Here is a 20,879-nt window from a genome sequence, read left to right as displayed (position 1 = left end):
TTGTCGGGTTGGCGGGGGCGCATTTGCCCGCCATGATATGCGGGGGAGGATGGGCATGACGGGCAGAATCATCATACTTTTGGCGGGGTTGGGCATCGCCGCACCGGCGATCGCGCAACAGGCCGCGCCGGCCGGCGGACAAAAGCCGATGCAGATCGTCCACGCGGCGGTGCTGCGCGTCGACGTTCCCGAACTTCCGCCGATTTCGCGGCTGGATACGCCGCCCGCCGACCTGGGTTTTGCCGGCGCGCGCCTTGCGATCGAGGATAACGACACCACTGGTCGCTTCATGGGCCAGGATTTCGAAGCGGCCGAGATTGTGGCGACTCCTGAAACCGCGGCGGCCGAGATGGACAAGCTGTTGTCCCAGGGTGTCACCTTCATCGTGACCCTGGCGGACGAGGATCAGACGCTGAAGCTGTCGGATCAGGTGGGCGACCGCGCGACCCTGCTGAACGCGCGGGCACGGGGCGACCGCTTGCGGGGCAAGGACTGCCGCGCCAATGTCATCCACACCGCGCCCAGCCATGCGATGCTGGCGGACGGGCTTGCGCAGTTCCTGATGTGGAAAAAGTGGAGCGACTGGTTCCTGATCTCGGGCAGCCACCCCGAAGATATCGCGCTGGCCGACGCCTATCGCCGCGCTGCGAAGAAATTCGGCGCAAAGATCGTCGAGGAGCGGACCTATGAGGATACCGGCGGCGGACGCCGGACCGACAGCGGCTATGTCCAGGTCCAGCAGCAGATGCCCGTCTTCACCCAGCGCGCAGCGGATCATCAGATCGTGATCGCTGCGGACGAGGCAGGGGTCTTCGCTCCCTGGCTGCCCTATCAGACCTGGGATCCGCGGCCAGTCGCCGGCTCGGCCGGGCTTGTTCCGCGGTCTTGGCATCCCGCGCTTGAGGCATGGGGCGCGACCCAGTTCCAGAACCGCTTCGAAAAGCTCGCCACGCGCCGCATGTGGGACGAGGACTACCAGACCTGGCTTGCCCTGCGGATGATCGGCGAGGCTGCGACCCGCACCCAAAGCACCGACCCCGTCAAGCTGAAGGAGTTCATGCTGTCCGACAAGTTCGAGGTTGCGGGCTTCAAGGGGCAGAAGCTGACCATGCGCGACTGGGATCACCAGTTGCGCCAGCCGATCCTGCTGACCACCGGGGATGTCACCTCTTCGGTCAGCCCCCAGGATCAATACCTGCACCAAAGCTCGGCCCTGGATACGCTGGGCATCGACCGTCCCGAAACCGAATGCAAGTTCTGAGGCCAAAGATGAACCATCTTGCGACTGCCATCCTGACCTCGGCGATCTGTCTGGGGCTGGGTTCACCCGCACTGGCGAACCGTGTCTTCGTCAGCAATGAAAAGGGCAATGACGTCACCGTTCTTGACAGCGACACCCTGGAGGTGATCGGCCACTACCCGGTCGGCGCGCGCCCCCGCGGCATCACGATCAGCCCGGACGGGAAGGAACTTTACGTCTGCGTCTCGGATGACGACCTTGTGCGTGTCTTCAACCCCGAGACCATGGAGGAAACCCACACGCTGCCCTCCGGCCCCGACCCCGAACTGTTCGTCCTGCACCCGTCGGGGAACCCGCTTTACATCGCGAACGAGGACGACAACCTGGTCACGGTCGTCGATACCAAGACGCACAAGGTTCTGGCCGAGATCCCCGTCGGGGTCGAACCCGAGGGCATGGGCGTCAGCCCCGATGGCAAGGTGGTCATCAACACCTCGGAAACCACCAACATGGCGCATTTCATCAACAGCGAGACGTTCGAGATATTCGGCAACGTGCTGGTCGATTCGCGCCCCCGTTTTGCCCAGTTCAACAGTGCCGGGACCAAGCTTTACGTCAGTGCCGAAATCGGCGGCACGGTCACGGTCATCGATCCCGCCGCCCAGTCGGTCGAAAAGAAGATCACCTTCGAGATTCCCGGCGTCCTGCCCGAGGCGATCCAGCCCGTCGGCATCCGCGTGACCAATGATGGCAAGAAGGTGTTCGTGGCGCTTGGACCCGCGAACCGCGTCGCCGTCATCAATGGCGAGACCGACGAGGTCGAGGATTACCTTCTGGTCGGCCAGCGGGTCTGGCAGATGGCCTTCACCCCGGACGAGAAATTCCTGTTCACGACCAACGGCAACTCGAACGACGTCTCGGTGATCGACGTCGACGCCAACAAGGTCGTGAAATCCGTCGCGGTCGGCCAGCAACCCTGGGGCGTCGTCGTCGCGCCGAACTGACAAGAACGAAAAACCAAGGAGGGAAGAACATGACGCGTTTGCTGACGATCCTGATGGTCATGGCCGGGCTGGCCGCGCCCGTCTCGGCCCAGGAAGCCCCGGCGCCGAAGCCGGCGGATGCCGCCGCCCATGCCGAGCACGCCACGTCCGAGAATGCCAAGGATGATGACGACGACGAGGAGGAAGAGGCCAAGGCCACCGAAGACGGCGTCCACGAGGCGGGGGCGAAGTTCGACTTTGGCTTCTCGGGGATGCTGGCGCGGGACAACCGCACCCAGCTGGCGCCGCTGACGCTGGCTTCCGGAAAGCCCGTCGCAAGCGGTGAATACAAACTGAAATCCGGCGGCTATTATCGCATCGACATCACCGCAGACGGCAGCCAGGAGCTTGCCTTGTCGGGTGGCGACTTCTTCCGCGCGATCTGGGTGAACGAGATCGTCATCAACGACATCGAGATCCGGCCCATGGGCGTCCATTCGCTGGAATTCGACGATGCGGGGACCGCCTCGCTCAGCTTCGTGGCCATCGTTCCGGGCCGCTATACGCTTTCCATCCCCGGCTCGCATGGGGAAACCCAGCAGGCCGTGTTCAATATCCAATAACTGCAAAGGGGGAGCGGGCATGGCCCGCTCCCGTCGACCATGCCGCTAGACGCGCTTTCCGTTCAGAATGTCAGCCACAGTTTCGGTCGTTTTCAGGCGCTGAAGGACGTCTCGCTGGCCGTGCCAAAGGGCGGGTTCACCGCCCTTCTTGGCGTCAATGGCGCGGGCAAGACCACGCTGTTTTCACTGATCACCCGTCTGTACAACAGCACGTCCGGCCGGATCGAGGTCGCGGGTCATGACCTGCGTCGCGAACCCGGTGCCGCGCTGGCGCGCCTGGGGATTGTCTTTCAGTCCCGTGCGCTGGATGCCGACCTGACTGTCAGCCAGAACCTGACCTATCACGCGGCGCTGCATGGGATTCCACGTCGCGAGGCGATGTCCCGCGCCGTCGATGTGCTGGCGCAGGTCGGGCTAGGCGACAAGATGGATGCCCGCGTCTCGGCCCTGTCTGGCGGCCAGAGCCGCCGGGCCGAGATCGCCCGCGCCCTGATCCACCGCCCCCAGATCCTGCTTCTGGACGAGGCGACCGTCGGGCTGGATGTGAAATCCCGCGCTGAGGTTGTCGAACTGACCCGCGCGCTGACGCGGCAGGGCGTCTCGGCGCTGTGGGCCACGCATATCATGGACGAGATCCGCCCCGAGGACGGGCTTGTCATCCTGCACAAGGGGCAGGTTCTGGCCGCGGGCAAGACCGCCGAGGTCACAGGGGGCGAAGATCTGACTGAAGCCTTCCTGCGCCTGACCGGAGAACAGGCATGAGCCACATCCTGACACCCCGCATGTGGCTGACCGCCTTTCTTGGCATCACCCGGCGCGAGACGCTGCGCTTCGTCAACCAGCGCGGGCGGTTCCTGGCGGCATTGGTCCGGCCGCTGGTCTGGCTGTTCATCTTTGCCGCCGGGTTCCGCGCGGTCCTTGGCCTGTCGATCACGCCGCCCTATCAGACCTATGTCCTGTACGAGGTTTACGTCACCCCCGGGCTTATCGCGATGATCCAGCTGTTCAATGGCATGCAAAGCTCGCTCACGATGGTTTACGACCGTGAGACGGGAGCGATGCGGACGCTGCTGGTCAGCCCGTTTCCGCGCTGGTTCCTGCTGGGATCGAAGCTGGTCGCAGGGGTGATCGTGTCGATCATCCAGGTCTACACCTTCCTGGCCATCGCCTGGTTCTGGGATGTCGAGCCGCCCTTGATGGGTTATGTGACGGTGCTGCCCGCTCTGATCCTGTCGGGGCTGATGCTGGGCGCGATGGGGCTGTTCCTGTCCTCGGCCATCCGCCAGCTGGAAAACTTCGCAGGGGTGATGAATTTCGTCATCTTCCCGATGTTCTTCGCCTCGACCGCGCTTTACCCGCTGTGGCGGATGCGCGAAAGCTCGACCCTGCTTCACGACATCTGCGCGATCAACCCCTTCACCCATGCGGTGGAGTTGATCCGCTTTGCCCTTTACGAACAGTTCGATCTGCTGTCCTTTTCGGTCGTGCTGGGTTGCCTGATCCTGTTCTTTGCAGGGGCTGTGTTCATGTATGATCCGGCCAAGGGACTTTGGGCCCGGCGAAAGGGGGGAGCATGAAATATTTGGTTCTGGCACTGGCACTGGCCGCGGCGGGCGCCGCCCATGCCGAGTCGAGCACCGATCCCGACTGGCCTTGTGTCCAGCGCAAGCAGCCGCATTTGTCGCTGGGCCAGATGTGGTCCGGGCCGGAGCCGACGGATGCGGTTCGCGAATTGGCCGGATCACCCGAGATCGCGCGGATTGCCGACCGGCTGGAGGAACGCCGGGTGACCGTCGACCAGGCCTCGGCCGAGATCGCAGAGTTTTCGGCCACTGCGAATAACGACCAGCTTGGTGCGCTGATGGTGGCGCTGTTCGACCGCATCGATCCGCACCGGACCGCCCTGATCGCCGGGATAGCGCGTTATGGCAACAAGCAGGTCGAGCTGGCCAAGCGCATCGATGACCACCGCGTCAAGATGGCCGAGATGGAAAAGGCCGAGAAGCCCGATTTCGACGCCATCGATGCCGAGGAAGCAAAGCTCGACTGGGACATGCGCATCTTTCAGGATCGCCAGCAGGCGCTGACCTATGTCTGCGAGACGCCGGTGATCCTTGAGCAAAGGCTGTTCACGCTGGCCCGCGCGATCCAGACCGGCATCAAATGACCGCGCCCGCCGCCGTCATTCTGGCCGGGGGGTTGTCGACCCGCATGGGCGGCGGGAACAAGGCCCTGCGCCTGCTGGGCGGAGAGACGCTGCTGGCGCGCGTCATCTCGCGGCTTCAGCCACAATGCGGGGCGCTGGCGATCAACGCGAACGGCGATCCCGAACAGTTCGAGGATTACGAGCTTCCCGTGATCGCGGACGGATTTTCGGGCTATGCCGGACCGATGGCCGGCGTGCTTGCGGGCATGGATTGGGCAGCGGCACAGGGCCTGGCCGAAGTGGTCAGCGTCAGCGTCGATACTCCGTTCCTGCCCCATGATCTGGTCCACCGCCTGATCGAGGCCAGGGGCAGGTCGGGCCTTGCCGTCGCGGCGAGTGCGGGCCGAAACGGGGTGCTGCGCGACCATCCGACCTGTTCGCTTTGGCCGGTGGCGCTGCGTGGCGATCTTCGCGCGGCGTTGGAATCCGGGTTGCATCGCATCGGCCAGTTCGCGGCCGCCTATGATCCGGGGCGTGCTGTTTTCGACAGCAACCCGCGCGATCCCTTCATGAACCTGAACACGCCCGAAGACCTCAGCGACGCCGCGCGCCTGCTGTGATCCGCCCACAAGTGGACCTTCGGGTTCATTTTTACCCGCGCAGGCTGTAACCAGTCTGTGGGGCTTCTGGTATCCTTGAGCGGAACTGCCTTGGCATCAACAGGAGCATCGATCTTCAACAACTGAGAGGAAGCGGGATGACCAACCGAAGCGTCGATCCGTCGGTCGCAGAGCCGAAATGGAATTTGGTCGGGCCGGGACTGGTCGTGGCCGCGACAGGCGTCGGTGCGGCCGACCTGATCGCCACCACGGTCGCCGGAAGCAAATACGGCTATGCGCTGCTTTGGGCGGTCGTCGCGGGCTGCATCATGAAGGTCATCCTGGTCGAGGGCGCGGGTCGTTACAGCCTTGCCACCGGCAAGACCATCTTCGAGGGGTGGAGCAGCCTGGGCCGCTGGACGCATTGGTATTTCGGCCCCTATATCGTCATCTGGGGCTTCGTCTATGGCGCGGCGGCGATGGCGGGAACAGGGCTTGCGCTTTACTCGCTTTTCCCGTTCCTCAGCGTCGCGGCCTGGGGAATCCTGTCCGGGCTTGCCGGCATGCTGCTGGTCTGGTCGGGCCGCTACGACCTGTTCGAAAAGATCCTGACGGCGATGGTGGTGCTGATGTTCGTCACCATGCTGCTTGCCGCGGCCCTGACCCTGCCCAACCTTGGCGAGGTGCTGAAGGGCCTGGTCCCGATGATCCCCGAAGGCGCGCTGATCAACGTCCTCAGCGTCGCGGGCGGTGTTGGCGGGACCATCACGCTGGCGGCCTATGGCTATTGGCTGCGTGAAAAGGGCTGGGACACGCCCCGCTTCATGCGGGTCATGCGGATGGACAACGGCATCGCCTATCTGGTGACCGGGCTTTTCGTCATTTCGACCCTGATCGTCGGGGCCGAGCTGCTGCATTCCGCGGGTATCGCCATCGGCAAGGGGGACCAGGGCATGGTCGACCTGGCCAGCGTCCTGGGCGAGCGCTACGGCACCTGGATGAGCAAGCTGTTCCTGATCGGCTTCTGGGCCGCGTCCATGAGCTCTCTGGTCGGGGTCTGGAACGGCGTCAGCCTGATGTTCGCCGACTTCCTTGGCCATGTGCAGGGCAAGCCGCATGACCATCCCGACCGGCTTGCGGGCGGGCGCTACTACAAGTTCTACATCTTCTGGCTGACCGTGCCGCCGATGGTCATGATGTTCCTGGGCCAGCCGGTCTATCTGATCCTGGCTTACGGCGTGCTCGGGTCGCTGTTCATGCCCTATATGGCGATCACGCTGCTGTGGATCCTGAACACGGACCGCGTTCCGGCGGAGTGGCGCAACCGGCCGCTGACCAACCTGATGCTGCTGCTTTGCGCGCTGGCCTTTATCGCGCTGGCGCTGAACGAGCTTTACACCCGCATCGCCGGCCTGTTCTAGGACGGCCTTCCGGGTCCGGCGTGCTGCCGGGCCCGGAGTTCACACGCCGAAGCGCCGCCATGCCCGGGCCAGTGCCAGCCCGACCAGACGCGCAAAGACGACCGTCAACACGGCAAGGACCAGCAACGCGGCAAAGACCAGGTCGGTCTTCATCCGGCCGTTCGCATGGATCATCAGCGCGCCAAGTCCGCGCGCCCCCCCGACCCACTCGCCGATGACCGCCCCGATCGGCGCATAGACCGCCGCCAGCCGCAGGCCCGTCGCCAGTTGCGGCAGCGCCGCAGGAATGCGCAGGTGACGCATGATCCGGGTAGGAGACGCGCCCATCACCCGCGCCAGATCCAGCGCCGATTGTGGCGTCCGGGTCAGCCCGTCCAGAAAGGCCGAGGCGACCGGGAAAAACACGATCAGAACCGTCATCGCGATTTTCGGCGCCATGCCGAAGCCCAGCCACAGTGTCAGGATCGGGGCCAGCGCAAAGACAGGAATGGTCTGGCTGAAGGTCAGGATCGGGCGCAGGACAGCCGTCAGCCTGTCGGAAAATCCCATTGCGATGGCCAGCAGCGCGCCCAGCAGCGCGCCCAGCAGAAAGCCCAGCACCACCTCGGACAGGGTGAAACCGGCATGGCGCAGGATCTCGGCCCGGTTCAGCCAAAGCGCCTCTGCCACCGCAGTGGGCGAGGGCAGCAGGAAGGGCGGCATGCCCGCCAGCCAGATCACCCCCTGCCACAGCGCAAGGGTGACGACGATCAGGGCGGCGATGGTCTTCATGCCATCATCCCCCGCATCAGATCGGCCTGCAGCGCCAGCACCTCGGGCGCATCATAGGGGCGCGCGCCGCCCGATGGCCGGGGCAGGGGGACGGGCCATTCGCTCAGCCCTTCCTCGCGCAGCAGCAGGATGCGGTCGCCCAGCCGTGCGGCTTCGGCCGGATCATGCGTCACCAGCAGCACGGTCCGTCCCGCCAGCAGGCGCGCAGACAGGTCCTGCATCTGAGCCCGCGTCCGCGCGTCCAGCGCCGAAAAGGGTTCATCCAGCAGGACCAGCGGCCGGTCCTCGAACAGGGTGCGGGCCAGCGCCACGCGCTGGCGCTGGCCGCCCGACAGGTTGGCGGGCAGGTGATGGGCGCGGTCGGCCAGACCGACCGCCTCGATCAATGCGCTAGCGCGGTTCTGGTCGGGGGTCTCGCCGCGCAGGCGCGCACCCAGCGTCACGTTGCCGGTCACGTCCAGCCAGCCGATCAGCCCGGCATCCTGCGCCATCAGGGCAACGGGACGGTCCGTCATCACCTCGCCTTCGAAGCGCGCGCCGGTGTCCAGTCCGGCGATCAGGCGCAGGATCGTGGACTTGCCGACGCCCGAGGGGCCCAGCAGGCAGGTCCAGCCACCCTCGGCCAAGGTCAGGTCGACCGGCGCAAACAGCGGCGCATCGCCCACCCAGGCCTGTCCGTGGACGCGCGCGACCGTCATGCCCGGCCCAGACTCCAGAAGGCGACCTCAAGCCGGGTCGCGGTGGCAAACCGCTCCTGCAGGGCGGTCCAGCGGGGTGAGGTCTCGGGGTGATCTCCCAGCCGCTTGACCAACGCGCTGTCCAGAAGCTGTCCGGCCTTGGTACAGGCGTCCTGATACTCGGCCCCGGCATAGGTCTCGATCCAGTCGCGATAGGGCGTGTCGGGTGCGCAGTCGCCGGCAAGGCGTGTCCCGATTTCGCCATAGCCCAGCACGCAGGGCATCAAGGCAGCCAGCAGATCAAGGAAATCGCCCGAAAGTCCGGCATCCGTGACATAGCGGGTATAGGCGATGTTGGTTATCGCCTCGGGCGTGCGGGTCAAGGCGTCCACGTCGATCCCCGCGCTTGCGCAGGTCTGGACGTGCAGACTCATCTCGTGATCCAGCAGCGCGTGGACCGTCGCCGAACAGGCGCGCATCTCGTCCAGGTCGCCGGCCTTGACCACCGCCAACGCCCATGCGCGCGAGAAGTGGATCAGGAACAGATAATCCTGCACCAGATAGGCAAGGAAATCCGCCCGCGGCAATGTGCCGTCACGCATGCCCTCGACAAAGGCGTGGCGGGTATAGTCGTCCCAGTCGGGCGCGGCGTCCCGCCATGCAGCGAATGTGCGGCCATAGGTCATTCTGCACCCAGATCCTCGGCCAGTTCCGACACCGGCAGCACGCTGTCGGTCAGCCCGGCCTCATGAAGAAAGGCCTCGAAGCGGGAATAGCGGCCCTGGTCCAGTGCGGCGGGGCTTTGCGAAAAGCGGGGCAGGGTGTCCTTCCACGCCGCTGCGTTCAATTCGTCCTTGAGATCGGGCGCAGTGCCCGAGAACAGCTGCCATGCCTCGTCCGGGTGGTTCACCATGTATTGGGCACCACGTTCGACCGCGTGCAGGAAGCGGCGGGTCTTGTTCGTGTCCATTGTCTGGGGATTGGCGACGAAGATCAGCTCGTCATAGGTCGGCACCCCCTGTTCCTCGATGAAGAAGCAGCGGCCCTCGGCCCCTTCCTGGCGCATCTGGGTCAGCTCGAAATTGCGATAGCCGCCGATCGTCGCATCGACCTGGCCAGCGATCAGGGCGGGGGACAGCGACCAGTTCACGTTGACCATCTCGACATCGGACATGCCAAGGCCCGCGGTCTTGAGGATCTGGCCAACCAGCGCCTCTTCGACGCCCGAGACCGAATAGCCGATCTTCTTGCCCTTCAGGTCGGCGATCGTCTGGACGGGGCCGTCCGCCTTGACCATCAGGCAGTTCAGCGGGGTCGCGACCAGCGTGCCCACCCGCTTCAGCGGCAGGCCCGCATGGACCTGCAGATGCAGTTGCGGCTGATAGCTGATCGCAAGGTCCGCCTTTCCGGCGGCGACTAGTTTGGGCGGATCGGCCGGATCGGCAGGGGCGACCACCTCGACGTCCAGCCCTTCATCGGCAAAGAAGCCCTTTTCCTGCGCGATGATGACGGGGGCGTGGTCGGGGTTCACGAACCAGTCCAGCATCAGGGTCAGCTTGTCCTGCGCGAAAGCGGGCTGGGCCAGCAGGGCCAAAGCGGCGGCCAGGGCATGGGGCAGGGCGAAATGCTTCATTCCGGTATTCCTCCAAGGGCAAGCAGGGTGATCTCGCCGTTCCAGCGGCGGGACAGGGCATCGGCGGCGCGCCACGACCGCAGCCCCGAGCGGCAGGCCAGCACCACGCGCTGACCGGGTCGGGGCAGGGGGCCTGTCGCACCATAGCCGGGGTGACGCAGGGCATCAGGGGTGGCCTTGCGGGGGGCCTCGTCCTCGGGGCGCAGGTCGACCACCATGTCATCGTCGCGGATGTCTTCGGCCGCGATGAAGCGGGGACCGTCGCATTCGGGTGCCGCATCGAAACGGAACTGGGTCAGTCGTCCGCCCTCGAACCGGGTGAATTGCCCCAGCGGAGAGGGTTCCAACCCCAGGATAACCGCCAGCGCCATCTGCGCCTGCAGGCAACCCAGCATTCCGACGACCGGGCCCAGCACGCCCGCCGTGGCGCAGGTCTGGCCGGTATCGGGCGGGTCGGGGAACAGCGCCCGCAGGCTGGGTGCGCCCGCGCAGAAGCCGCCGACATAGCCTGAAAGCCCCAGAGCCGAGGCCGAGATCAGCGGCCGCCTTGCGGCAAGGCAGGTGTCGGACAGCGTATAGCTGGCGGCATAGCTGTCGGCACAGTCCAGCACCACATCCGCCCCGGCGACCAGGTCGGGGGCATTCGCAGGGGTCAGCCGGTCGACCAGCGCCACCATCTGCACTGCGGGGTTAAGCCGCGCCACCGCTTGCGCGGCCGCCTGCACCTTGGGCTGGCCCAGATCCTTCATGCGAAAGATCGGCTGGCGGTGCAGGTTCGTTTCCTCGACAGTGTCGGGGTCGATCAGCGTGATCCGACCGATGCCCGCCCCAGCCAGATATTGCAGCGCGGGAACGCCCAGCCCGCCAGCGCCGACCATCAGGACATGCGCCGCGCCGATGCGCGACTGACCTTCGGCCCCGACCTCGGGCAAGATCATCTGGCGGGCATAGCGGTTCATTTCGCCACCGCCAGCCATTCGCGAATCCGGCCTTCGGGATCAGCGTTCAGTGTGATGTCGGTCACGGCCGAGGCGATATCGGCCCCCGCCGCATAGGCCTGCTTCGCGCGGTCGGGGGTCACGCCGCCAATGGCGACAAGCGGGGTCGTGCCCACCAGCTTGCGCCACTCGCTGACGCGCTCCAGCCCCTGCTGCTCCCATTTCATCTTCTTCAGGATGGTCGGCCAGACCGGGCCAAGGGCGATGTAATCCGGCTTCAGCGCCAGCGCCCGGTCCAGTTCGGCATGGTCATGGGTCGAGACGCCCAGCCGCAGCCCGGCCTTGCGGATCGCGGCGATATCGGCGGTGTCCAGATCCTCTTGCCCAAGATGGACGAAATCGCAGCCAAGCTCGATAGCGGCCTGCCAATGGTCGTTGATGACCAGCGTCGCGCCATGACTGCGGCACAATTCGTGGCAAAGCGCCAGCTCGCCCAGCAGCTTGCGCGGCGACTGATCCTTGATGCGGATCTGGACCAACCGGACGCCCAGCGGCAGCGCCCGCCTGAGCCAGTCGGCATTGTCGAAGATCGGGTAAAATCGGGGAAGCCTCATCCCAGCACCGCCATTCCAAAGACAGGGGTCGAAGGCGCGGCCATGTCGCGCGCCTCGATCGGGTTCGCGGCATGGGCAAGCTGCCCCGCCTCGATCGCCAGCGCCATCGCGCGCGCCATCGCCACCGGATCGCCAGCCTTGGCGACGGCGGTGTTCAGCAGGACCGCGTCATAGCCCAGTTCCATCGCCTGCGCGGCATGGCTGGGCAGGCCGATCCCGGCATCGACGACCAGCGTCACCTGCGGGAAATGGGCGCGCAGGGACCGCAGGCCATAGGGGTTGTTCAGCCCCCGGCCCGAACCGATGGGCGCACCCCAGGGCATCAGCACCTCGCATCCCGCATCCAGCAGGCGGCCACAGACGGACAGATCCTCGGTGCAATAGGGAAAGACCTGGAAGCCGTCATCGGCCAGGATCTTCGCGGCTTCGACCAGTGCGATCACGTCGGGGCACAGGGTGTCGTCGTCGCGGATGACTTCAAGCTTGATCCAGGGAGTGCCGAACAGCTCGCGCGCCATCTGCGCGGTGGTCACGGCCTCGCGCACGGAATGGCATCCGGCGGTATTGGGCAGGACGGGAATCCCAAGGCCCCGGATGATGTCGTGAAACGCCTGTCCCGCCCCGCCTTCGCGGCGCAGGGATACGGTGGCGATACCCGCGCCCGACGCCCGGAACGCCTGCTCCATGATTGCGGGCGAGGGGTAAAGCGCGGTGCCCAGCATCAACGGGCTGTCGACCGGGGTTCCGTAAAAGACCGGCATCTCAGCCTCCTTGCATCGGCGCGACGACTTCCAGCGCGTCGCCCGGTTTCAGCGTGGTGCCCGCGCGCAGACCGGCGGGCAGGAAATCCCCGTTCAGCGCGGTGGCCACCTTGGCCTCGCCCAGCCCGATTTCGGCCAGCGCCTCGGCGACGGTCGGACCGATCAGGTCGCGCGCCTCTCCGTTAAGGGTGATCTTCATCCATGAACTCCGGTTTCCGGCCCGTGGTCAGGTACTCGGCGGCCATGCGGGCCACGGCGGGGGCCAGAAGATAGCCGTGGCGGTAAAGGCCGTTTGCGAAAAGCGTGTTCCCGCGCCGCCGCAGGCGGGGCAGGTTGTCGGGAAAGGCGGGGCGGGCATCCGCGCCCAGCTCCATGATCTCGGCCTCGGCAAAGCCGGGATGCAGGGCATAGGCGGCGCTCAGCATCTCGACGGCCGAGCGGGCGGTGACGCGGTGCTTGCCGCCGGTTTCCAGCATCGTCGCCCCGATCATGTAGATGCCGTCGCCGCGGGGGACGATGTAAAGCGGGATGCGGGGATGAAGCAGCCGCACGGTCCGGGTCAGCGTCACCTCGGGGCAGCGCAGGACCAGCATCTCTCCCCGGACGCCGCGCAGGTCTGTCAGCGCGTCGCGGGCGGTCAGTCCGCGCGCATCGACGACGCGATCGGTGGGGGTGCCCTCGGTCTGGATGACCATGCCCCTGGCCGCCAGACGGTCGCGCAGGACGCGAAGGGCGTCGCGCGGATTCAGATGCGCCTCGGTCCCGAAGAACAGGCCGCGGGGGAAGCGCCCGGCAAGCTCTGGCTCCAGTTCGGCGATCTCGGCACCGGTGACGGGGCGATGCTCGGTGGTCATGCGGGCAAAACGGTCCAGCTCGGCCCGGTCGCGAGAGGGTGCAAGGACCAGCGTGCCGCGACGCGTGACCTCTACCCCCTGCGCCTGCCACCAGTCGGCGGCATCAAGGCCAAGGCGGACCACCACCGGCTCGGCGCTTTCCGCCTCGCAGTAGGGGGCCAGCATCCCGCCCGCGCGCCAGCTGCAGGCATGGTTGCCGGGGCCGCCAGCAGGGTCGATGATGCGCGGGGTATGGCCGCGGGCGGCAAGCTCGGTCGCGATGGCAAGGCCCATCACCCCGGCGCCAAGGACGGTGATCTGGGTCATGACCGGCCCCACAGCGCGTGGAAATGGTGCACCGGACCGTGACCCAGTCCGACGGACAGGTCATCCGCCGCCGCGATCGCACCCTGCAGCCAGCGATGCGCGCGGGTGACGGCCTCGGGCACGGTCATGCCCTGCGCAAGGCCCGCGGCGATGCCCGAGGAAAGCGAACATCCCGTGCCATGCGTGTTCCGTGTCGCAAGACGCGGGGCGGATAGGGTCAGGGGGTCGGGTCCGATCAGCAGGTCGGTGCAGGTCTCGCCCTCGGCATGGCCGCCCTTCATCAGGACGTGGGTGGCGCCAAGCCGGGACAGGGCATGGCCCTGCTCGGCCATCTGGCTGGGCGTGACGGCGGGGGCAAGGCCCAGCAACCGCGCAGCCTCGGGCAGGTTCGGGGTCAGGACCGCGGCCAGAGGGATCAGCTGATCCCTGAGCGCCGCGACCGAATCCTCGGGCAGCAGCGCGTCGCCCGATTTCGCCACCATGACCGGGTCCAGCACGACCGGGATCGGATTGGTTTCAAGCAGCGCCCGCAGCCGTTCGGCGACGGCTGTGATCACATCCGGCCCGCCCAGCATGCCGATCTTGACCGCGCGGATGTCCAGATCGCCGAAAACGGCATCAATCTGGGCGACGACCATCGCCGGGCTGACGGCTTCGACCGCTGCCACCGTGCGGGTGTTCTGCGCGGTGATCGCTGTGATCACAGAGGCGCCGAAAACCCCCAGCGCCGAGAAGCTTTTCAGATCCGCCTGAATACCAGCGCCGCCCCCGCTGTCGGATCCGGCGATGGTCAGGGCGATGGGATGCGACATGTCCCGCCTTTCGTTTCGGCCGGTCCATGCTGGTGGGTGGATATGCGCGTCCGTGGTCGGGGCTGTCCCGTCGCGGCGCTCTACCCTTCCCTACGCCGGCATGACCCGGATCAGGTTCGATGGGTCGGTGCCCGGCACCTCTCAGCCCCGTTGCGGGACTCCCCAAGTGTAGAAATTGTGACGTCAACCTAGGGCCGAAGCCCGCGCCCCGCAAGGGTCATCGATAATAGGAACGGAACCACTCGACATAGGCGGCCATCCCGTCCGGCACCTGAGTCTGGGGTGCATAGCCGGTCAGGCTGCGCAGCAGCGTGGTATCCGCCCAGGTGGCGGGCACATCACCGGGTTGCATCGGCAGCAATTGGCGGATCGCCTGCTTGCCGGTCGCCTTTTCGATCGCCGCAATGAAATCGACCAGTTCGACCGGCGCGCCATTGCCGATATTGACGACCCGAAAGGGGGCGACGGGCGATAGGCTGTCCTCGGGGCCGACGGGTTCCGTGCCCGGCACCGCGTCCATCAGCAGGCGGATCGCCCGGGCAAGATCGGTGACATAGGTGAAGTCGCGGCGCATGTTCCCGTGGTTGAAGACCTTGATAGGTTCGCCCCGCAGGATCGCGTTGGTGAAAAGCCAGGGCGCCATGTCGGGGCGCCCCCAAGGTCCATAGACCGTGAAGAAGCGGAACATCGTCACCGGCAGGCCGAACAGATGCGCATAGCTGTGGGCCATCGCCTCGGTCGATTTCTTGCTGGCGGCATAGAAGGACATCTGGCAATCGGCCTTGTCCGTCTCGCGATAGGGCATCCGGGTATTTGCGCCGAAGACGGAACTGGTCGAGGCGAGCAGAAGGTGTCGCGGCGGGTGGGCGCGCGCCGCCTCGAGCAGTTCGAACGTGCCGATGATGTTCGACTGCAGATAGGCGCGGGGATTTTCGATCGAATGCCGCACTCCGGCCTGCGCGGCCAGGTGAACGACCAGATCCGGCTTGTGCTCGCCCAGAAGCGAGGTCAGCAGCCCCGGTTCCTCGACTCGCGCGCGGATGGCGGTGAAGCGTGGATCGGCGCGCAGAAGCGCTTCCCGAGATTCCTTCAGCGCCACATCGTAATAGGGATCGTGGGCGTCCAGGCCGATGACTTCGGCATCCTCATCCAGCAGGTGCCGGGCCAGGTGAAAGCCGATGAACCCGGCGGCGCCGGTGATCAGCACGCGCATCAGTCGACTCCGTAAAGGTCGCGGGTAAAGACCTTGTCCTCGACATCGGCCAGTTCGGGGGTCATGCGGTTGGTGACGATCAGGTCGACCTGCTTTTTGAAGGCGTCAAGGTCGCGCACCACGGGGCTGTGGAAGAAGTGATCCTCGGCCAGCACAGGTTCATAGACGATGCAGGGGATGCCCTTGGCCTTGATCCGCTTCATGATGCCCTGAATCGAGCTGTCGCGGAAATTGTCCGAGCCGGCCTTCATCACCAGACGATAGACGCCGACCAGCTTGGGCTGGCGGGCGATGATCTGGTCGGCGATGAAATCCTTGCGCGTGCGGTTCGATTCCACCACCGCCGCGATCAACTGCTGCGGCACCTGATCGTAATTGGCCAGAAGCTGCTTGGTGTCCTTGGGCAGGCAATAGCCGCCATAGCCGAAGCTGGGATTGTTGTAATGGGCCCCGATCCGGGGATCGAGGCCGACCCCCTCTATGATCTCGCGCGTGTTCAGCCCGCGCGACACGGCATAGCTGTCCAACTCGTTGAAATAGGCGACCCGCAGCGCAAGATAGGTGTTCGAGAACAGCTTGATCGCCTCGGCCTCGATCGCGCCGGTGAACAGGACGGGCATGTCCTTGCGCAGCGCGCCCCGGACCAGCAGGTCGGCAAATTCCCGCGCGGCCGGGCTGTGGTCACCGACGACGATGCGCGAGGGGTGAAGGTTGTCGTAAAGCGCACGCCCCTCACGCAGGAATTCGGGCGAGAAGACGATCCCGTCATAGCCGGTCGCGGCCCGCATCTCGTCGACGAAGCCTACGGGGACGGTAGACTTTACCACGATCGTCGCCTCGGGTGCGTGGCGGCGGGCAAGGTCGATCACCTTCTGGACGCTGGACGTGTCGAAATGGTTGCTGCGGCTGTCATAATTCGTGGGCGTCGCGATGACGACGAAATGCGCGTCCTGCAGCGCCGCGGTGGCATCGGTGGTCGCGGTCAGGTCCAGCGATTTTTCGGACAGCCATTGCGTGATGTCCGGGTCTTCGATGGGCGAGCGCCGGGCATTCACCAGATCGACGCGGACCGGGTTCACATCAAGTGCGACAACCTTGTTGTGCTGGGCCAGCAGGACGGCAATCGACATGCCGACGTAACCCAGACCTGCTACGGTAATCTTCATCTGCGAATTCCGTCCCTGTTTTCACTTGCCTAGCACAGCCATTACCGCCGCAGAAGCCCGGCAGGTGCCTTCTCTGCCTTGCGACTGGTATACCAAGATGCCAAATAGGGGCGACCCCAAGGAGAGAGGACCCTCCCCATGACCTTCACCCCCCATGGTAAACATTTGATCGCCGGCGAATGGGTCGGCTCGGACCAGCAATTCATGTCGGAACCGGCGCATGGCCCGGCCCATCCGTTCAGCGTCGGCACCGTCGATCTGGTGAACCGCGCCTGCGAGGCCGCCGAGGACGCATTCTGGTCCTATGGCTATTCCACGCGTGAGGAGCGCGCGCGCTTCCTGGACACCATTGCTGACGAGATCGAGGCCCGCGCCGAGGCGATCACCCTGATCGGCACCCAGGAAACCGGCCTCCCCGAAGGCCGCCTGCAAGGCGAGCGTGGCCGTACCACCGGCCAGCTGCGCCTGTTCGCGGACCATATCCGCAAGGGCGAATATCTTGACCGCCGCGTCGATGCCGCGCTGCCCGATCGCAAGCCCGCGGCGCGCCCGGAGATCCGCTTGGTCGAGCGTCCGATCGGACCGGTTGCGGTATTTGGTGCCTCGAACTTCCCGCTGGCCTTCTCGACCGCGGGCGGCGACACCGCTGCGGCGCTGGCCGCTGGCTGCCCGGTCGTGGTCAAGGGGCACTCGGCCCATCCCGGCACCGGAGAGATCATTGCCGAGGCGGTCGCCGCCGCGATCGTCAAATGCGGCGTGCATCCGGGCGTCTTCAGCCTGATCCAGGGCGGCCGCCGCGATGTCGGCACGGCGCTGGTCCAGCACCCGCGCATCAAGGCCGTCGGTTTCACCGGATCGCTGGGTGGTGGACGTGCGCTGTTCGACCTTTGCGCGCAGCGCCCCGAGCCGATCCCCTTCTTCGGGGAACTCGGTTCCGTGAACCCGATGTTCCTGATGCCGCAGGCGATGGCCGCGCGGGCCGAAGAAATCGGCGCCGGCTGGGCCGGGTCGCTGACGATGGGCGCAGGCCAGTTCTGCACCAACCCGGGCATTTCCGTCGTGATCGACGGGCCGGAAGCAGACCGCTTCACCTCTGCCGCAAAGGCCGGACTGGAAAAGGTCGGGCCGCAGGTGATGCTGACCGAAGGCATTGCGAAAGCCTATCGCGACGGCAAGGAACGCTTCGAGTCGCGCAACTCGGTCACGCCGGTCCACACGACGGAATCCTCCGGTCGCGAGGCGAACCCGAACCTTTATGAGACCACCGCCGAGGCTTATCTCCAGGACCACGCGCTGGGTGAAGAAGTCTTCGGTCCGCTTGGCCTGATCGTGCGCGTTTCGTCGGTGGACGAAATGGTGAAGCTGGCCAAGGGCTTCGAGGGTCAGCTGACGACCACGATCCACATGGATGCGGGCGATCTGGCCGACGCGCAGAAGCTGCGCCCGGTGCTGGAGCGCAAGGCTGGCCGCGTGCTGGTCAACGGCTTCCCGACCGGCGTGGAAGTGGTGGACGCAATGGTTCATGGCGGGCCTTACCCGGCTTCGACCAATTTCGGCGCGACCTCGGTCGGCACCCTGTCGATCCGTCGCTTCCTGCGCCCGGTCAGCTATCAGGGCTTCCCCGAGGAGCTGCTGCCCGAAGACCTGCGCTGAGCGCGGGCACGGGCCGGAGGAAAGACGAAGGGCCGGGATGCAAATCCCGGCCCTTTGCATGTCGTGGTCAGGTGCCTTACGGCGTGACGATGTTGAACCAGAACTCGAACTTGTCGAGATACGAGACCAGCTCGGTCAGCTTGGCCTGATCGCCCGTGACCTTGACCTCGCCCGAGGAGGTCGCCTGATCCAGGGTTTCCTCGCCCAGCATGATCTTGTTCAGGGCCGAACGCGGCAGGGTCACTGTCGCGGCGGCATCGTCGGCCTGAATATCCTTGGTGTGGTTCAGGACGCCGTTTTCCAGCTGCACAAGATATTTGCCGTCTTCGCCGAAGTCGAAGTTCAGCTTCATCGCGGCATCACCCGCTTTCGCGGCATCAAGACGGACACCGGCATAGTCGAAGATCATCTCAAGCGACATGGCCTCGATCGTGTCGGGACTGGCGGTGTTCGGGGTCGGCAGTTCAGCCACGCCCTTGCGCAGTTCCTGCGCGCCCGACAGGTAGAAGTTGCGCCACGGGCCGGATTCGGCCTGGTAGCCCAGCTGTTCCAGAGCGTCCGCGGTCAGGTCCTTGGCCGGCTGGTTGTCGGGATCGGCAAAGACGACCTTGTTCATGACCTCGGCGACCCAGCGATAGTTGCCGGCGTCGAAGTCCTTCTTCGCCTTTTCCATCACGGCATCGGCGCCGCCCATGTATTCCACGAACTTCTTGGCGCCATCGACCGGCTGCAATTCGTGCAGGGTCGAGGGGTTTCCGTCGAACCAGCCCAGATACAGCACATAGGTCGCGGCGACGTCGTGATAGATCGAGCCGTAATAGCCGCGGCTGGCCCAGAACTTGTCAAGCGCCGGCGGCAGTTTGAAGTTCTCGGCGATCTCGCGCATGGTCATGCCCTTGTTGACCATGTTGAGCGTGCTGTCGTTGATGTAGCGATACAGGTCGCGCTGCTTCTCAAGCAGTTCGACGACCTTGTCGTTGCCCCAGGTCGGCCAGTGGTGCTGCGCAAAGACGACCTCGGCCTTGTCGCCCCACATGACCAGCGCTTCGTTCAGGTATTTCGACCACGGCAGCGGTTCGCGGATCTTGGCGCCTCGCAGCGAATAGGTGTTGTGCAGCGTGTGGGTCGCGTCCTCGGAAGCTTCGATGGCCTTGTATTCTTCGACATACCACAGCATTTCCGAAGGCGCTTCCGAACCCGGCGCCATCAGGAATTCATAGGTGCGGCCGTCGATGGTTTCCTTCTGGCCGGTCTTGGTGATGATGTTGGTCGGCGGGATCAGTGTGACGGTCCCGGCCGAAGTCGTGGTGCCCAGGCCAGCGCCGACCTGACCTTTTTCATCGGGGGGCAGAAGGTTGCCATACATATAGCTGGCGCGGCGGCTCATCGCGTTGCCGGCAAAGACGTTCTCGGCAACGGCTGCTTCAAGGAAGCCCTCGGGCGCATAGATCTTGACCGCGCCGGATTTGACATCATCCTCGTTCACGACGCCGCGGACGCCGCCATAATGGTCGACGTGGCTGTGCGTATAGATGACCGCCTTGACCGGTTTCTTGCCGCGATGCTGGTAATAAAGGTCCAGCGCGACCTTGGCGGTTTCGGCCGAAACCAGCGGGTCGACGATGGTGATGCCCTCATCACCCTCGATGATCGTCATGTTCGACAGGTCAAGGTTGCGGACCTGATAGATCCCGTCCTTCACAACCTCGAACAGGCCGCTGATATTGATCAGCTGCGACTGACGCCAAAGGCTGGGGTTGACGGTTTTCGGGCTTTCGGAGCCTTCCTTGATGAAACCGTATTTGCCCGGGTCCCAGATCAGCGCGCCATCCGCGGTCTTCAGCATTTCCGGGGGGAGGTCGGCGAGCTTTCCGCGGTTGGCATCGTCGAAATCGGTCTTGTCGTCGAAGGGCAAATAATCGAGCAGCGCCGCATTGGCCTGGTTCGTCGCCTCGGTCGCGTCCTTGCGGGGGTCGCTGTCCTGAGCCATTGCCGGCACCGCAAAGGCAACAGCAATTGCTGCCGCCTGCATTAGGCGAAACTTCTGCATCGAACTAACCTTTCCAGTTTGGAGGGTGAGTCATACCTTTCTCCGAGGCATGTTCCCCGCGGGAAGGATGCATGAGGGTTGTATATCGTCAAGCGCCTTCGCTTTGCCTTTGGACGGTTATTCGATTGACCTGCGCGAGCCCCGGATATTTGATTTTCTTGCCAATTTTGTCGCTTTCGCTGACAAACTGCGGCATTATGTCGGGGCAACCACGCGGGCTTGCAGAGATTCTGCAGGTATCTGCCATACTGCGACAAAAAGGCGCGGAATTAGGCCCCGACAATTACCTCAATGGCATTTTCGGGGGCATTTTTTCGGATTCCGCGGCCGCTTTTGTCTTGTCGAATTGTCAGATTAATCGAATTTCTGGTTGGGGCTCTTCGGTATTTCTCATTTTGATCTCGAAGGATTGATAAGGT

General features: G+C 65.0%; 22 protein-coding genes and 1 riboswitch. Of the genes, 9 read left to right on the top strand and 13 right to left on the bottom strand.

Going from position 1 to position 20,879, the window contains the following annotated elements; translation table 11 throughout:
* The first annotated feature begins 55 nt into the window (after positions 1-55).
* The 8 genes from ACO2Q4_RS16550 (at position 56) to ACO2Q4_RS16515 (ending at position 7,012) form a co-directional block, all read left to right on the top strand.
* Entirely contained in the window at positions 56-1,261 is a 1,206-nt protein-coding gene (locus ACO2Q4_RS16550) for an ABC transporter substrate-binding protein (RefSeq protein WP_423320667.1), read from the top strand.
* An 8-nt stretch (positions 1,262-1,269) separates the two neighbouring features.
* On the top strand, positions 1,270-2,244 hold the full coding sequence (locus ACO2Q4_RS16545; RefSeq protein WP_311759801.1) for a YVTN family beta-propeller repeat protein: 975 nt from the start codon (positions 1,270-1,272) through the stop codon (positions 2,242-2,244).
* Between the two features lie 29 nt (positions 2,245-2,273).
* Positions 2,274-2,846: a hypothetical protein gene (locus ACO2Q4_RS16540; protein ID WP_423320665.1), complete on the top strand. Its 573-nt coding sequence runs from the start codon at positions 2,274-2,276 to the stop codon at positions 2,844-2,846.
* A 39-nt stretch (positions 2,847-2,885) separates the two neighbouring features.
* The gene (locus ACO2Q4_RS16535; RefSeq protein WP_423320663.1) at positions 2,886-3,608 is read left to right on the top strand and encodes an ABC transporter ATP-binding protein; all 723 of its coding nucleotides are present in this window, start codon (positions 2,886-2,888) and stop codon (positions 3,606-3,608) included.
* Positions 3,605-4,423, top strand: coding sequence for an ABC transporter permease (locus ACO2Q4_RS16530; protein WP_311759798.1), 819 nt, complete (start codon positions 3,605-3,607; stop codon positions 4,421-4,423). The genes ACO2Q4_RS16535 and ACO2Q4_RS16530 overlap by 4 nt, the downstream gene beginning before the upstream one ends.
* A complete protein-coding gene (locus ACO2Q4_RS16525) occupies positions 4,420-5,013 on the top strand; it encodes a hypothetical protein (RefSeq protein ID WP_311759797.1) in 594 nt (197 codons plus the stop codon). Before ACO2Q4_RS16530 ends, ACO2Q4_RS16525 begins: the two co-directional genes overlap by 4 nt.
* Entirely contained in the window at positions 5,010-5,612 is a 603-nt protein-coding gene (gene mobA / locus ACO2Q4_RS16520) for a molybdenum cofactor guanylyltransferase MobA (RefSeq protein ID WP_311759796.1), read from the top strand. Before ACO2Q4_RS16525 ends, mobA begins: the two co-directional genes overlap by 4 nt.
* Before the next feature lie 137 nt (positions 5,613-5,749).
* Positions 5,750-7,012, top strand: coding sequence for an Nramp family divalent metal transporter (locus tag ACO2Q4_RS16515; protein ID WP_311759795.1), 1,263 nt, complete (start codon positions 5,750-5,752; stop codon positions 7,010-7,012).
* Positions 7,013-7,051: 39 nt separating this feature from the next.
* Here the strand turns inward: ACO2Q4_RS16515 and ACO2Q4_RS16510 are convergent, their stop codons facing one another.
* The 12 genes from ACO2Q4_RS16510 to ACO2Q4_RS16455 all read right to left on the bottom strand — a co-directional run bounded on the left by ACO2Q4_RS16510 (position 7,052) and on the right by ACO2Q4_RS16455 (position 16,757).
* Positions 7,052-7,783 (bottom strand): ABC transporter permease, encoded by a 732-nt coding sequence (locus ACO2Q4_RS16510; RefSeq protein ID WP_311759794.1) that lies wholly within the window; start codon positions 7,781-7,783, stop codon positions 7,052-7,054.
* Complete coding sequence (locus tag ACO2Q4_RS16505) at positions 7,780-8,481, bottom strand: ABC transporter ATP-binding protein (protein ID WP_423320660.1); 702 nt, start codon at positions 8,479-8,481, stop codon at positions 7,780-7,782. Before ACO2Q4_RS16505 ends, ACO2Q4_RS16510 begins: the two co-directional genes overlap by 4 nt.
* The gene (gene tenA / locus ACO2Q4_RS16500) at positions 8,478-9,146 is read right to left on the bottom strand and encodes a thiaminase II (protein ID WP_423320658.1); all 669 of its coding nucleotides are present in this window, start codon (positions 9,144-9,146) and stop codon (positions 8,478-8,480) included. The genes ACO2Q4_RS16505 and tenA overlap by 4 nt, the downstream gene beginning before the upstream one ends.
* Positions 9,143-10,093 (bottom strand): ABC transporter substrate-binding protein, encoded by a 951-nt coding sequence (locus ACO2Q4_RS16495; protein WP_311759791.1) that lies wholly within the window; start codon positions 10,091-10,093, stop codon positions 9,143-9,145. Before ACO2Q4_RS16495 ends, tenA begins: the two co-directional genes overlap by 4 nt.
* Positions 10,090-11,070: a ThiF family adenylyltransferase gene (locus ACO2Q4_RS16490; protein ID WP_423320656.1), complete on the bottom strand. Its 981-nt coding sequence runs from the start codon at positions 11,068-11,070 to the stop codon at positions 10,090-10,092. The genes ACO2Q4_RS16495 and ACO2Q4_RS16490 overlap by 4 nt, the downstream gene beginning before the upstream one ends.
* Positions 11,049-11,645, bottom strand: coding sequence for a thiamine phosphate synthase (locus ACO2Q4_RS16485; RefSeq protein WP_395134396.1), 597 nt, complete (start codon positions 11,643-11,645; stop codon positions 11,049-11,051). Before ACO2Q4_RS16485 ends, ACO2Q4_RS16490 begins: the two co-directional genes overlap by 22 nt.
* Positions 11,642-12,406, bottom strand: coding sequence for a thiazole synthase (locus ACO2Q4_RS16480; protein WP_311759788.1), 765 nt, complete (start codon positions 12,404-12,406; stop codon positions 11,642-11,644). Before ACO2Q4_RS16480 ends, ACO2Q4_RS16485 begins: the two co-directional genes overlap by 4 nt.
* A gap of 1 nt (position 12,407) precedes the next feature.
* Positions 12,408-12,605, bottom strand: coding sequence for a sulfur carrier protein ThiS (gene thiS, locus ACO2Q4_RS16475; protein WP_311759787.1), 198 nt, complete (start codon positions 12,603-12,605; stop codon positions 12,408-12,410).
* A complete protein-coding gene (locus ACO2Q4_RS16470; RefSeq protein WP_423320653.1) occupies positions 12,589-13,566 on the bottom strand; it encodes an FAD-dependent oxidoreductase in 978 nt (325 codons plus the stop codon). The genes thiS and ACO2Q4_RS16470 overlap by 17 nt, the downstream gene beginning before the upstream one ends.
* Complete coding sequence (thiD, locus tag ACO2Q4_RS16465) at positions 13,563-14,378, bottom strand: bifunctional hydroxymethylpyrimidine kinase/phosphomethylpyrimidine kinase (RefSeq protein WP_423320651.1); 816 nt, start codon at positions 14,376-14,378, stop codon at positions 13,563-13,565. The genes ACO2Q4_RS16470 and thiD overlap by 4 nt, the downstream gene beginning before the upstream one ends.
* A gap of 70 nt (positions 14,379-14,448) precedes the next feature.
* A riboswitch (TPP riboswitch) is annotated at positions 14,449-14,553 on the bottom strand.
* Positions 14,554-14,595: 42 nt separating this feature from the next.
* Positions 14,596-15,594 carry an NAD-dependent epimerase/dehydratase family protein gene (locus tag ACO2Q4_RS16460; RefSeq protein ID WP_423320860.1) on the bottom strand — a complete coding sequence of 333 codons (999 nt, stop codon included), beginning with the start codon at positions 15,592-15,594 and terminating at the stop codon, positions 14,596-14,598.
* The gene (locus tag ACO2Q4_RS16455) at positions 15,591-16,757 is read right to left on the bottom strand and encodes a nucleotide sugar dehydrogenase (RefSeq protein WP_423320649.1); all 1,167 of its coding nucleotides are present in this window, start codon (positions 16,755-16,757) and stop codon (positions 15,591-15,593) included. Before ACO2Q4_RS16455 ends, ACO2Q4_RS16460 begins: the two co-directional genes overlap by 4 nt.
* A 138-nt stretch (positions 16,758-16,895) precedes the next feature.
* On the opposite strand from ACO2Q4_RS16455, the gene ACO2Q4_RS16450 reads away from it, so the two are divergent.
* Complete coding sequence (locus ACO2Q4_RS16450) at positions 16,896-18,410, top strand: aldehyde dehydrogenase (NADP(+)) (RefSeq protein ID WP_395134402.1); 1,515 nt, start codon at positions 16,896-16,898, stop codon at positions 18,408-18,410.
* 76 nt (positions 18,411-18,486) lie between these two features.
* Here ACO2Q4_RS16450 and ACO2Q4_RS16445 read toward each other — a convergent pair whose 3' ends face one another.
* The gene (locus tag ACO2Q4_RS16445) at positions 18,487-20,460 is read right to left on the bottom strand and encodes an alkyl/aryl-sulfatase (RefSeq protein WP_423320647.1); all 1,974 of its coding nucleotides are present in this window, start codon (positions 20,458-20,460) and stop codon (positions 18,487-18,489) included.
* Between the last annotated feature and the right edge of the window lie 419 nt (positions 20,461-20,879).

Source organism: Paracoccus sp. KR1-242 (assembly GCF_049446195.1).
Lineage (GTDB): Bacteria > Pseudomonadota > Alphaproteobacteria > Rhodobacterales > Rhodobacteraceae > Paracoccus > Paracoccus broussonetiae.
Note: the sequence above shows the minus strand (reverse complement) of the source record. Positions and strands in the feature narration are given on the sequence as shown.

Bases quoted from the DNA above. Each gene is read 5' to 3' on its own strand.
- ACO2Q4_RS16550 (WP_423320667.1), top strand. From the start codon at position 56: ATGACGGGCAGAATCATCATACTTTTGGCGGGGTTGGGCATCGCCGCA.
- ACO2Q4_RS16545 (WP_311759801.1), top strand. From the start codon at position 1,270: ATGAACCATCTTGCGACTGCCATCCTGACCTCGGCGATCTGTCTGGGG.
- ACO2Q4_RS16540 (WP_423320665.1), top strand. From the start codon at position 2,274: ATGACGCGTTTGCTGACGATCCTGATGGTCATGGCCGGGCTGGCCGCG.
- ACO2Q4_RS16535 (WP_423320663.1), top strand. From the start codon at position 2,886: ATGCCGCTAGACGCGCTTTCCGTTCAGAATGTCAGCCACAGTTTCGGT.
- ACO2Q4_RS16530 (WP_311759798.1), top strand. From the start codon at position 3,605: ATGAGCCACATCCTGACACCCCGCATGTGGCTGACCGCCTTTCTTGGC.
- ACO2Q4_RS16525 (WP_311759797.1), top strand. From the start codon at position 4,420: ATGAAATATTTGGTTCTGGCACTGGCACTGGCCGCGGCGGGCGCCGCC.
- mobA (WP_311759796.1), top strand. From the start codon at position 5,010: ATGACCGCGCCCGCCGCCGTCATTCTGGCCGGGGGGTTGTCGACCCGC.
- ACO2Q4_RS16515 (WP_311759795.1), top strand. From the start codon at position 5,750: ATGACCAACCGAAGCGTCGATCCGTCGGTCGCAGAGCCGAAATGGAAT.
- ACO2Q4_RS16510 (WP_311759794.1), bottom strand. From the start codon at position 7,783: ATGAAGACCATCGCCGCCCTGATCGTCGTCACCCTTGCGCTGTGGCAG.
- ACO2Q4_RS16505 (WP_423320660.1), bottom strand. From the start codon at position 8,481: ATGACGGTCGCGCGCGTCCACGGACAGGCCTGGGTGGGCGATGCGCCG.
- tenA (WP_423320658.1), bottom strand. From the start codon at position 9,146: ATGACCTATGGCCGCACATTCGCTGCATGGCGGGACGCCGCGCCCGAC.
- ACO2Q4_RS16495 (WP_311759791.1), bottom strand. From the start codon at position 10,093: ATGAAGCATTTCGCCCTGCCCCATGCCCTGGCCGCCGCTTTGGCCCTG.
- ACO2Q4_RS16490 (WP_423320656.1), bottom strand. From the start codon at position 11,070: ATGGCTGGCGGTGGCGAAATGAACCGCTATGCCCGCCAGATGATCTTG.
- ACO2Q4_RS16485 (WP_395134396.1), bottom strand. From the start codon at position 11,645: ATGAGGCTTCCCCGATTTTACCCGATCTTCGACAATGCCGACTGGCTC.
- ACO2Q4_RS16480 (WP_311759788.1), bottom strand. From the start codon at position 12,406: ATGCCGGTCTTTTACGGAACCCCGGTCGACAGCCCGTTGATGCTGGGC.
- thiS (WP_311759787.1), bottom strand. From the start codon at position 12,605: ATGAAGATCACCCTTAACGGAGAGGCGCGCGACCTGATCGGTCCGACC.
- ACO2Q4_RS16470 (WP_423320653.1), bottom strand. From the start codon at position 13,566: ATGACCCAGATCACCGTCCTTGGCGCCGGGGTGATGGGCCTTGCCATC.
- thiD (WP_423320651.1), bottom strand. From the start codon at position 14,378: ATGTCGCATCCCATCGCCCTGACCATCGCCGGATCCGACAGCGGGGGC.
- ACO2Q4_RS16455 (WP_423320649.1), bottom strand. From the start codon at position 16,757: ATGAAGATTACCGTAGCAGGTCTGGGTTACGTCGGCATGTCGATTGCC.
- ACO2Q4_RS16450 (WP_395134402.1), top strand. From the start codon at position 16,896: ATGACCTTCACCCCCCATGGTAAACATTTGATCGCCGGCGAATGGGTC.
- ACO2Q4_RS16445 (WP_423320647.1), bottom strand. From the start codon at position 20,460: ATGCAGAAGTTTCGCCTAATGCAGGCGGCAGCAATTGCTGTTGCCTTT.